Consider the following 10,498-nt stretch of genomic DNA (forward strand, 5'->3'; position numbering starts at 1 on the left):
CTGTGTAATCTCAAGCCGCCATGTTCACCACCACTAATCCGTCCGCAGAAGGCAGTGTGACCACCGTCGACAACGCGAGCCCCGCGGAATCCGGTGGGCGGCGCACGCATCCTCTGCCGGTGCGCACGATCGCGCTCGGCACGATCGGCAGCCTGCTGATCCTCGTGAGCGCGCTGGGCGCGGGCGCGACCCTCGCGCAGGACCCGGTCCTGGGTCGCAGCGCCATGTCGTGGGTCCGGTACGGCCACGGGCGGATGCTCGCCACGGTCATTCTCTACATCGGATTCCTGCTGGTGGTCTGGGCGTGGGTGCGGCTGGGCCGGCACGTGCTGGCCGGGCGGGTCGGCGCGCGGCCCGTGCTCGTGGCGGCGGCGTGCTGGATCGTCCCGATGCTGTTCTCGCCGCCGGTGTTCAGCCGCGACGCCTACCTCTACATCGCCTACGGCACGCTGCCGCTGCACGGCTACGACCCGTTCACCGTCGGCCCGGGCAACCTCGACGTCGACCCGGTGGTGGACAACGTCGACTCGTTCTGGCAGAGCACCCCGGCGCCGTACGGGCCGCTGTTCATCCTGCTGGCCAAGGGCGTCATCTCGATCACCGGCACCAACATGATCGCCGGGGTGCTGCTGATGCGGCTCGGCCTGATGATCGGCGTGGGCCTGCTGCTGTGGGCCATGCCGATCCTCGTGCGCCACCTCGGCGGCCGGCTGCCGGTGGCGTTGTGGCTGGCGATCGCCGGGCCGATGACCGTCGTGCACCTCATCGGCGGGCCGCACAACGACCTGCTGATGGTCGGCTTCCTCGCCGCCGGCACGGCGATGATGCTGGAACGCCGGCACGTGCTCGGCATGGTGCTGCTCACCCTCGCGGTCGCGGTCAAGGCCACCGCCGCGGTGGCGCTGCCGTTCCTCGTGTGGGTATGGGCGGGGCACCTGTCCTCGACCCGGTGGCGCAACTTCGCCCGCGCGTGCTCGCTCTCGCTCGGGATCTTCGTCGTCACGTTCGCCGCGGCCACGTTCGTGTCCGGGGTCGACCTCGGCTGGATCGGCGCGCTCGACGCGCCCACCGCCATCGTCAACTGGCTGTCGCTGCCCACCGGCGTCGGCGAGCTCATCCACGGCATCGTCGGCCTGGTGATCGACCTCAACAAGGTCTACTTCGTCAACGTGCTGCGCGTCCTCGGCGGCATCCTGATGCTGGTGATCCTGGTCAAGCAGTGGTGGCGGGCCCGCGACGGCGGCCCGGACGCGGTCAAGCGCGCCGCCATCGCGCTGCTGGTCGTCGCGATCCTCTCGCCCGCCACCCTGCCGTGGTACCTCACCTGGGGCTTCATGCTCGCGGCCGCGCTGCCGTGGAAGCGCCGCCAGCTCGCCGTGCAGGTCACCTTCGCGGTGTTCCTCGTGCTCACCTACACCCCGGCCGGCGACGACCTGCTCTACAACTGGCTGTTCATGGCCCTGGCCGCCGGCGTGTCCGTGCTCGCCGGCGTGTCGCTGCTGCGGCCGGACCCGCTCAACGTCTTCGACCGGCACCTCGAGCCGCTCACGCCGGTCGGAATGAGCGTTGGGCGCTGACACCGGCACGGCGACCGACACCGTGAGCGCCCCCGGCGAGGCTCCTGCTCCTCCCGCGCCGGCGACGACGCCGGTCCGCACGATCGTCCTCGGCACGGTCGGCTCGGTGCTGCTGCTCCTCGGCGGGCTCGGCGCCGCCGCCGGCGCGGTCGACGACCCGATCATGTCCGACAGCGTGGTGTCCTGGCTGCGGTACGGCCACGGCAAGATGCTGTCGACGGTCGTGGTCTACGTCGGGTTCGTGCTGATGGTGTGGGCGTGGGTCCGGCTGGGCCGCGGCGTGCTCGCGCGCCGGGTCGGCACCCGCCCGGTGCTCGTCGCGGCGGCGTGCTGGACCGCGCCGCTGCTCCTCGCGCCCGCGCTGTTCACCCGGGACGTGTACTCCTACCTCGCGCAGGGCGCGATCGCGCTGGCCGGGTTCGACCCGTTCAAGGTGGGCCCCACCGTGCTCGACTCGACGGCGCTCATCGAGAACGTGCACCCGTTCTGGCAGGACACGCCGGCGCCGTACGGGCCGCTGTTCATCCTGCTGATCAAGGGCACCGTGTGGCTCACCGGCACCAACATCGTCGCCGGTGTGCTGCTCACCCGGCTCACCCAGCTCGTCGGGCTGGGCCTGCTGCTGTGGGCGCTGCCCGGGTTGGTGCGCCATCTCGGCGGGCGGCTGCCGGTGGCGGCGTGGATGGTGCTCGCCGGTCCGCTGACCGTCGTGCACCTGGTCGGCGGTCCGCACAACGACCTGCTGATGATCGGGTTCATGGCCGCGGGCACGGTGCTCGTGCTCGACCGGCACCACATCTCCGGAATCGCGCTGGTGACGCTCGCCGTGGCGGTGAAGGCGAGTGCCGCGGTGGCGCTGCCGTTCCTGGTGTGGGTGTGGGCGGGGCACCTGTCGTCGTCGCGGTGGCGCGCGTTCGCGCGGGCGTGCGCGGGTGCGCTGGCGGTGTTCGGCGTGGTGTTCGCGGCGGTCACCGTGCTGGCCGGGGTCGACCTGGGCTGGGTGACGATGGTCAACGCGTCGTCCCGGCTGGTGAACTGGTTGTCCGTGCCGACCGCGGTGGGGGAGATCCTGCACGGGATCATCGGCATCGCGGTCGACGTGCCGCGGGGCTGGGTGATCACGGTGACGCGCCTGCTGGGCACGGCGCTGCTGGTGTTCGTGGTGGTCCGGCAGTGGTGGCGGGCGCGGGAGGGCGGCCCGGACGCGGTGCGGCGGGCGGCGATCGCGTTGTTCGCGGTGGCGCTGCTGTCGCCGACGATGCTGCCCTGGTACCTGACGTGGGGCCTGGCGCTGGCCGCGGGGCTGGCGTGGAAGCCGCGCCAGCTGGCGGTGTTCGTGGGGGTGTCGGCGTTCATGGTGGCCCCGTACTCGGCCGACGGTGAGACGCTGCTGTACGTGTGGCCGTGGATGTTCCTGGCGATCGCGCTGTCCGTGCTGGCCGCGGTGTCCCTGGTCCGCCCGGACCCGCTGCGCTGGGCGATCCGCCCGGTGCGGGACTGATGCCGGCGCTCTCGGTGGCCCGCGGGCCGGTCTCGCTGCGCCGCTGGTCGACGTCCGACGAGGACGACCTGTACCGGCTGGTCACCTCGGCACAGGAGTGGCTACGCCCGTGGGCGACGTGGGCCGCCGGGCCGTACGAGCGGACCCGGCCGGCCGAGTTCGTGGTGGAGTGCCTGGAGAAGTGGGCCTCGGGGGCGGTCTACCGGTATGCGATCACGGGTGCCGGTGCGCTCGCGGGCGGGTGCTCGCTGGGACGCAACGGCGTGCCGGACGTGCTGGAGATCGGCTACTGGCTGCACCCCGGCCACACCGGCCGCGGCTACGCGACCACGGCGGCGGGTCTGCTGGTGGAGCAGGCGTTGACCGTGCCGGGCGTGACGAGGGTCCAGATCCGCCACGACGTGGCCAACACGGCGAGCGAGGGCGTCCCGCGCCGCCTGGGCTTCACCGACGTCGGCCGGCACGCGCGGCCGCGCGAGGAGTGGGCGGCCGCGGAGCGTGGGGTGGACATCATCTGGGAGCTCACGCGCCCGTCGCTCACGGGGTGACTCTCGCCGCTCTGGCGTAGCGCGCGGACAGCTTCTTGAGCTCGGCGAGGAGCTCGGGCGGGCCGGTCACCTCGAAGTCGGCGTCCATCAGTCCGATGTAGACGGCCAGCGTCTGCGGGGTGTCCGAGCCGACGGCCACCACGCACTCGTCCTCCGTCGAGGACAGCAGCTCCACGCCGGGCGGCAGCTTCCGCGCCAGCTCGTCGGGCGGGGCGAACACGCGGACGGTGGCCCGGAAGCGCCACGTCGCGGTCCCGAGCTTCGCGGCCACGTACGCGGCGACGTCGCCCCCGGGTGGCTCCCGCGGCGTGAACCGGGGGCCGGTCGGGATCTTGGGGCGCAGCCGGTCGACGCGGAAGGTGCGCCAGTCCGCACGGTCGACGTCGTACGCGACGAGGTACCAGCGCCCGCGGGCGTGCGCGAGCCGGTGCGGCTCGACCGTCCGGATCGACTCCGTGCCCTCATGACTCGCGTAGTCGAAGCGCAGCCGCTCGTGGTCGCGGCACACGGCGGCCAGCGTGCTGAGCACCTCGCCGTCCACGGTCGGCCCGCGGCCCGGCACCGGCACGGTCGCCATGTGCAGCGCGTTCACCCGGTGCCGCAGCCGCGACGGCAGCACCTGCTCGAGCTTGCCGAGCGCGCGGACCGACGTCTCCTCGATGCCGGTCACCCCGCCGCCCGTGGCGGTGCGCAGGCCGACCGCCACGGCCACCGCCTCCTCGTCGTCGAGCAGCAGCGGCGGCAGCTGGGCACCCGCGCCGAGCCGGTAGCCGCCGGCCGCCCCGGGGGTGGCGTGCACGGGGTAGCCGAGGTTGCGCAGCCGCCCGACGTCGTTGCGCACGGTCCGGGTCGTGACGCCGAGCCGCTCGGCCAGCGCGGGACCGGTCCAGTCGCGGTGGGCCTGCAGCAGCGAGAGCAGGCGCAGCAGCCGCGCCGAGGTGTCCACCATGGCTCGTATTCTGCCCCGCATTGCGGAACGAACCTTTCCGCAATGCTTCCTAGCCTGGGCACATGAACATCGAACCGTTCCGCATCGACATCCCGCAGGCCGACCTCGACGACCTCCACACCCGCCTCGCGGCCACCCGCTGGCCGGCCCCGCTGCCGGGCGTGGGCTGGGAACGCGGCGTGCCGGTGGACTACCTGCGCGACCTCGCCGGCTACTGGCGCACCGGCTTCGACTGGCGGGCACAGGAGAAGTGGCTCAACACGTTCCCGCAGTTCACCACCGAGGTCGACGGGCAGCGGCTGCACTTCGTCCACGTCCGCTCGGCCAACCCCGACGCGCTGCCGCTGATCCTCACTCACGGCTGGCCGAGCTCGTTCGTGGAGCTGCTGAACCTCGTCGAGCCGCTCGCCGACGAGTTCCACCTGGTGATCCCGTCGCTGCCCGGGTTCGGCTTCTCGACGCCGCTGTCGGCGCCCGGCTGGGGCAACCTGTTCCGGGTCGCGTCGGTCTTCGCGTCGCTGATGACCGAGCTGGGCTACGAGCGGTTCGCCGCGCACGGCGGCGACGTCGGCGCCGGGGTGACCGGGATGCTGCCCATGGTCGCGCCCGGCCGGGTGGTCGCGGCGCACGTCACCGGGCCGGGCCCGTACCCGTTCGGCCCGCCGCTGCCGCTGGCCGGGCTGTCCGATGTGGACCGTGCGCGGGCGGAGCGGTTCAACGCCTTCCAGGCCGACGGGCTCGGGTACCTGCACCTGCAGTCGACCCGGCCGGCCACGCTGGCGTACTCGCTGACCGACTCGCCGGCCGGGCAGCTGGCGTGGATCGCGGAGAAGTTCGCCGCGTGGACCGACGCCGCGGCGGCGCTGCCGCAGGACGCGGTGGACATCGACCAGCTGCTGACCAACATCAGCGTGTACTGGTTCACCGCCTCGGGCGCGTCGTCGGCGCACTTCACCTACGAGGGGATGCGGGCGTTCCGCCAGTTCGCCGGCGAGTCCGGGGCGGCGCCGCTGACCGCGGGGGACGCGCCGCTCGGCGTCTCGGTGTTCGCCGGCGACAACTCGATCCGGTCGGTGCTCGACCCGAACTGCGAGGCCGCGCGGTGGACGGAGTTCGACCGGGGCGGGCACTTCCCGGCGCTGGAGGCGCCCGACCTGCTGGCGGGCGAGCTGCGAGAGTTCCTCCGTGACCACCGCTGACCGCACGCCGAACCGGGCAACACCGAACCGGACGACGCTGCACCGGCAGCTGCTGCTGGAGCGGTCGGCGATGCCGGCCGCTACCTGGAGACGGCGGTGAGCTCGCGTGGCGGCAACGGCTTCCTGACCGTCGCCGCCACGCACGCCGCTCTGCTGATGGCCCAGGGCGCCGGCCGGTTGCTGCGCTCGATGTCGGACAAGGGCGTGGTGGCCGTCCTCGATCCGCGCGTCGCCACCGCTCGCTACGGCGGCTTCATCAGGGCCTCACTCCGGCCGTTCTGGACGACCTACGACCCCGAGGTGGTCCGCGGCGCCCTCAAGCGCCTGGACGAGGCCCAGACCCGGTGATCCGCTCGACCAACTCGTCGCGGTAGGCCTGAGCGTCCTGCAGTTCCGGTTCGGAGCCGTCGGTCCGTTTGAGCGCGCCTTCGAGGATCCTCAACGCCTGCTGTTCGTCGCCCTTCGCGTCCGCCAGCCGTGCCGCGTTCTCCATGGCTTTCGCGAGCTTGGTGCGCGCCTCGGGTTCCTGGGCGGACTTGTTGATCCGGATCCAGTTGCCACCCGGATCGACGACGGCGAACCCGGTGTACCGGTCGTTGCGCAGCCGAGGCCTGGTCATGCGCGGAATGCCGGAGATGAGCAACTTCCCGTGCACAGCGCGCATTCCCGCCGCGAACGCCTCGAACAACGGCCCGGTGTCCTGCACGATGATCAGGCACGTGCTGTGCGACTGCTCCGGAACGTGGCCAACCATCCCGTAGAAGTGCAGGTTGATGTCCTCGCGCTGCAAGGCGATGTGCGGGTTCGGCCGCGTCTGCCGATAGGTGAGCGAGAAGCCGAGCATCTCGTAGAAGGACGCGATTTCGTCGATGTCTCGACAGGGCAGGAGCGGAATCGTCAGTTCGTTTGCCACCGCCCGAAGCTAAGCCCGGACCCGCCGAAACGACACGGAGCTATTTGCTCAAGCGAACAGCAGAACGACTCCCCAGCAAGAAGCGGTGGGCATTCGTGACGTGGCCGCCGAGGCCGACGTGGCCGTCACCACGCTCTTCGCCCACTTCGCCTCGAAAAGAGGCGCTGATATTCGAGCGGGACGGAGACTTCGAGCAACGCCTCGCACAGGCGGTCACCGGCCGGGCGCCGCACGAGCCGCTCATCCCCGCGCTGCGCCGCGAGATCCAGGCCATGGTGCGACGCGGCGGAGGGCGCCGCCCCGGTCTGGCGCATGATCGACGAATCACCCGCCCTGCGGGAGTACGAGGAGTCGATGCGGCGGCGCCATGCAGAGTCGCTGGCAACGGCCATCGCTGTCGATCTCGACCTGCCACGGACCACAACGGCCTGCCGGACGATCGCGAGGTTCGTGATCGACGCCCATTCGCTGGCCCGCGAGTCGGCCGATCCGGACACCGCGGTGGACGAGATAGCCGTTGACATGCAGCCGCACGGCTGCCTATATTCAGGCAGCCGGATGGCTGCATATTGAGGAACCTGCGATGGACGACGAGGTGTTCCGGGCGCTGGCCGACCCGAGTCGGCGGCGGCTGCTGGACGGGTTGAACGAGCGCGATGGGCAGAGCCTGCGTGAGCTGTGCGCCGGGCTGGAGATGGCGCGGCAGTCGGTGAGCAAGCATCTCGCGGTGCTCGTCGAGGCCAACCTGATCACCACCGTGTGGCGCGGCCGGGAGAAGCTGCACTACCTCAACGCGGAGCCGATCAACGCCATCGCGCAGCGCTGGATCCACCGGTACGACCGCGACCGCGTACACGCGCTGGCCGACCTGAAGACAGCATTGGAGCAGGAACCGATGGGCAACCCCGTGTTCGTCTACACCACCTTCATCGACACCACCCCCGAGCGGCTCTGGCAGGCGCTCACCGAGCCGGCGTTCACCCGCCAGTACTGGGGCGGCCTCGAGCTGGAGTCCGACTGGCAGGTCGGCTCACCGGTCCTGCTGCGGTACGCGCCGGACGAGGCCGCCAAGGACCAGGGGCAGGTCGTGCTCGAGGCCGACCCCTACCGGCGCCTCGCCTACAGCTGGCACAACTACCAGCCCGAGCACGCCGAGCTGTTCGGCTGGTCGCCGGAGCGGCTCGCCGAGCTGGTGCGGGAGCCGCGGACCCGGGTGGCCTTCGACATCGAGGAGGCCGGGCCGGTCGTCAAGCTCACCGTCACCCACGACGGGTTCGCCGGCGAGACCGAGATGTACCGCGCGATCAGCGGCCGGCTCGAGCAGAGTGGCGGCGGCTGGCTGCACCTCGTCGCGAGCATGAAGACGCTGCTGGAGACCGGCGCGGCGCTGCCCGTCTAGACGATCCTGCCGACAGCCTCGATCGTGCGGTCGAGCTGCTCGGCCCGAACCGCGGTACTGCTGCTGATCCGGCGTGACGCTGACAGCGAAACCTCGGGCCGGTTCGCCGGGATGCTGCCTAGCCTGGTGCGCATGGAGATCACCGAGTTGCGGCCGAGCCTGTACCTGGTGCGGGTCGGGTTCGGCCAGCTGTACCTGTGGCGCGACGCCGACGTCGTCACCGTGATCGACACCGGCATCGACGGGTCGGGCCCGGCGATCGCCGAGGCGGTGCGGGGCCTCGGGCTGGCGCCGTCGGCGATCGAGCGGATCGTGATCACCCACGGGCACGAGGACCACGCGGGCTCGGCGGCGGAGGTCCGCTCGTGGCACGGCGCCCCGGTCCACGTGCACGAGGCCGACGCGGCGTTCGTCCGCGGCGAGGTGCGGCGGCCGGACCCGGTGGTCACCGAGTTCGACGCGCCGCTCTGGGAGCAGATCAGCGCGCTCGGCCTGGCGCCGACCCCACCGACCACAGTGGACGTTCTGCTCCACGAGGGCGACGAGCTCGACTTCGGTGGCGGCGCAACGGTTCTGAGCATCCCCGGCCACACGCCGGGCAGCATCGCGGTGTACCTGCCGGGCCCGAAGGTCCTGTTCACCGGCGACACGATCGGCACCACCCCGGCCGGCGAGGTGATGTTGGGCGTGTTCAACCAGGACGAGGACGCCCAGCTCGAGAGCTTCCACCGGATGGCCGCGCTGGACGTGGCGACGGCGTGCTTCGGCCACGGCGAGCCGGTGGTCACGGACGCGGGCCGGGCCATGCGCGAGGCGGCGGCGAGCCACCGCAAGCGCCGCCTGGTCTAACGCAGTGCGGGCTCGGCCAGGGTGAGGGTGCCCGCGTCCGCGTCCAGCGTGGCCTCGACGCCGAGGGGGATGGTGAGCTGGGCCGGGACGTGGCCGAAGCCGAGCTCCCACACGGTCGGCATGCCCAGGCCGCCCAACAGGTCCGCGAGCACGGCGTACACTTCGGACGGTTTGCCGCAGCCGGTCCAGGAGCCCAGCGCTATGCCGGACACGCGCGTGAACCAGCCCGCGCGCAGCAGCTGGGTGAGCATCCGGTCGACCTGGTAGGGCTCCTCGTTCACGTCCTCGAGCAGCACGATCGCGTCGTCGGGGGCGGGGCGGGACGCGCCGACGCACGAGGACAGCAGGCTCAGGTTGCCGCCGACCACGACGCCGGTCGCGGTGCCGTGGTTCATCGTGGCCACCGCCGGGCCGGTGAGCGACAGCATCGACTCCGGCTCGAACAGCGTGGCACGCAGGTACTTCTGCGCGGTCTGGTCGAACGACTCGCCGGCGACGATCGGCGAGAACACCGTCACCAGGCCGAGGTTGTCACCGATCGCCTGGTGCAGGGTGGTGATGTCGCTGGACCCGGTGAACACCTTCGGGCCGGCCTCGGCCATCGCGTCCCAGTCGAGCAGGTCGACCATCCGCATCGTGCCGTAGCCGCCGCGCGCGCAGATCACCGCCGCGACGGCCGGGTCGCACCACGCGCGCTGCAGGTCGGCGGCGCGGTGCGCGTCGGTGCCGGCGAGGTAGGGCAGGTCGGGATGCCGGTCGAGCACGTGCTTGCCGACCTGCACCCGCAGGCCCCAGTCCTGCAGCACGGCGACGCTGCTGTCGATGAGCTCCGGCCGCACCGGGCCGGCCGGCGCGACGAGCGCGACCGTGTCGCCGGCCGCGAGGCGGGCCGGCCGGGTGCGCGTGCTCACGTGCGCAGCTCCAGCACCGGCACCCCGGGCGGGGTGAAGCCGAACACCTGGCCGTAGAAGGAAAGCTCGGCCTCCAGCGCCGCGGTGACGGTCTCCGCGCGGCGGAACCCGTGCTGCTCGCCCTCGAACGTGAGGTACGCGTGCGGCATGCCGCTGCCGTCCAGCGCCGCCACGAACCGGTTGGCCTGCTCGGGTGGGCACACCTGGTCCTCCAGCCCTTGCAACAGCAGCACCGGGCCGGCGAGCCGGTCGAGCCGGTTCATCGGCGACCGCTCGACGTAGCGGGCCTCGTGCTCGGGCAGCGTGCCGATCAGGCCGTCGAGGTAGCGGGACTCGAAGTCGTGCGTCTCGTCGGCGAAGCCCAGCAGGTCGAGCAGCGGGTACATGATCGTGGCGCACCGGTAGGTGTCCACTGTGGTCATTGACGCCGCCGAGGTCCAGCCGCCCGCCGAGCCGCCGCGGATCGCGAGCCGGGTGCCGTCGGCCGAGCCCTCCGCGGCGAGGGTGGCAGCGACCGCGGCGCAGTCGTGCACGTCGACCACGCCCCACTCGCCGTTGAGCGCCTCGCGGAACGCCCGCCCGTAACCGGCCGAGCCGCCGTAGTTCACCGCGACGTAGCCGAAGCCGCGGCTGGTGAAGTACGCGATCTCGA

10 protein-coding genes and 2 pseudogenes are annotated in these 10,498 nt (G+C 72.0%); 8 read left to right on the forward strand and 4 right to left on the reverse strand.

Translation table 11 applies throughout. From position 1 onward, the window contains the following. Positions 1 to 56 precede the first annotated feature (56 nt). Genes mptB (VGD70_RS04050) through VGD70_RS04060 form a run of 3 tightly spaced genes read left to right on the forward strand, consistent with a single transcriptional unit; the run spans position 57 to position 3,626 of the window. Positions 57 to 1,577, forward strand: coding sequence for a polyprenol phosphomannose-dependent alpha 1,6 mannosyltransferase MptB (gene mptB, locus VGD70_RS04050; RefSeq protein ID WP_331078231.1), 1,521 nt, complete (start codon positions 57 to 59; stop codon positions 1,575 to 1,577). Next, on the forward strand, positions 1,567 to 3,078 hold the full coding sequence (gene mptB, locus VGD70_RS04055; RefSeq protein WP_331078233.1) for a polyprenol phosphomannose-dependent alpha 1,6 mannosyltransferase MptB: 1,512 nt from the start codon (positions 1,567 to 1,569) through the stop codon (positions 3,076 to 3,078). Before mptB (VGD70_RS04050) ends, mptB (VGD70_RS04055) begins: the two co-directional genes overlap by 11 nt. Further along, positions 3,078 to 3,626 carry a GNAT family protein gene (locus VGD70_RS04060; RefSeq protein WP_331078235.1) on the forward strand — a complete coding sequence of 183 codons (549 nt, stop codon included), beginning with the start codon at positions 3,078 to 3,080 and terminating at the stop codon, positions 3,624 to 3,626. Before mptB (VGD70_RS04055) ends, VGD70_RS04060 begins: the two co-directional genes overlap by 1 nt. Here VGD70_RS04060 and VGD70_RS04065 read toward each other — a convergent pair. Then, the gene (locus VGD70_RS04065) at positions 3,616 to 4,575 is read right to left on the reverse strand and encodes a helix-turn-helix transcriptional regulator (protein ID WP_331078237.1); all 960 of its coding nucleotides are present in this window, start codon (positions 4,573 to 4,575) and stop codon (positions 3,616 to 3,618) included. The two genes, VGD70_RS04060 and VGD70_RS04065, sit on opposite strands and share 11 nt — an antisense overlap. 62 nt (positions 4,576 to 4,637) lie before the next feature. Here VGD70_RS04065 and VGD70_RS04070 point away from each other — a divergent pair, with 62 nt between their 5' ends. Together VGD70_RS04070 and VGD70_RS04075 are read left to right on the forward strand one after the other, a co-directional pair. Continuing rightward, positions 4,638 to 5,774, forward strand: coding sequence for an epoxide hydrolase (locus VGD70_RS04070; protein ID WP_331078239.1), 1,137 nt, complete (start codon positions 4,638 to 4,640; stop codon positions 5,772 to 5,774). Positions 5,775 to 5,861: 87 nt separating this feature from the next. Beyond that, positions 5,862 to 6,122: pseudogene (locus tag VGD70_RS04075) on the forward strand (helicase C-terminal domain-containing protein); the annotation flags it as partial. Here VGD70_RS04075 and VGD70_RS04080 read toward each other — a convergent pair. Beyond that, positions 6,091 to 6,687, reverse strand: a complete 597-nt coding sequence (locus VGD70_RS04080; protein ID WP_331078241.1) for a hypothetical protein — start codon at positions 6,685 to 6,687, stop codon at positions 6,091 to 6,093. The pseudogene VGD70_RS04075 and the gene VGD70_RS04080 sit on opposite strands and share 32 nt — an antisense overlap. 79 nt (positions 6,688 to 6,766) lie before the next feature. Here VGD70_RS04080 and VGD70_RS04085 point away from each other — a divergent pair. From VGD70_RS04085 to VGD70_RS04095, 3 genes and pseudogenes are all read left to right on the forward strand, one after another. Next, positions 6,767 to 7,260, forward strand: a pseudogene (locus VGD70_RS04085) (TetR/AcrR family transcriptional regulator); the annotation flags it as partial. Positions 7,261 to 7,270: 10 nt separating this feature from the next. Beyond that, on the forward strand, positions 7,271 to 8,086 hold the full coding sequence (locus tag VGD70_RS04090) for a metalloregulator ArsR/SmtB family transcription factor (protein WP_331078243.1): 816 nt from the start codon (positions 7,271 to 7,273) through the stop codon (positions 8,084 to 8,086). 132 nt (positions 8,087 to 8,218) lie between these two features. Continuing rightward, a complete protein-coding gene (locus tag VGD70_RS04095) occupies positions 8,219 to 8,935 on the forward strand; it encodes an MBL fold metallo-hydrolase (RefSeq protein ID WP_331078245.1) in 717 nt (238 codons plus the stop codon). Here VGD70_RS04095 and VGD70_RS04100 read toward each other — a convergent pair. Further along, the gene (locus VGD70_RS04100) at positions 8,932 to 9,846 is read right to left on the reverse strand and encodes an LD-carboxypeptidase (RefSeq protein WP_331078246.1); all 915 of its coding nucleotides are present in this window, start codon (positions 9,844 to 9,846) and stop codon (positions 8,932 to 8,934) included. The two genes, VGD70_RS04095 and VGD70_RS04100, sit on opposite strands and share 4 nt — an antisense overlap. After that, the coding region (locus tag VGD70_RS04105; protein ID WP_331078248.1) for a prolyl oligopeptidase family serine peptidase at positions 9,843 to 10,498 on the reverse strand (656 nt) is incomplete at its 5' end. The genes VGD70_RS04105 and VGD70_RS04100, both read right to left, overlap by 4 nt.

This window comes from Actinophytocola sp. (assembly GCF_036402745.1).
GTDB lineage: Bacteria > Actinomycetota > Actinomycetes > Mycobacteriales > Pseudonocardiaceae > Actinophytocola.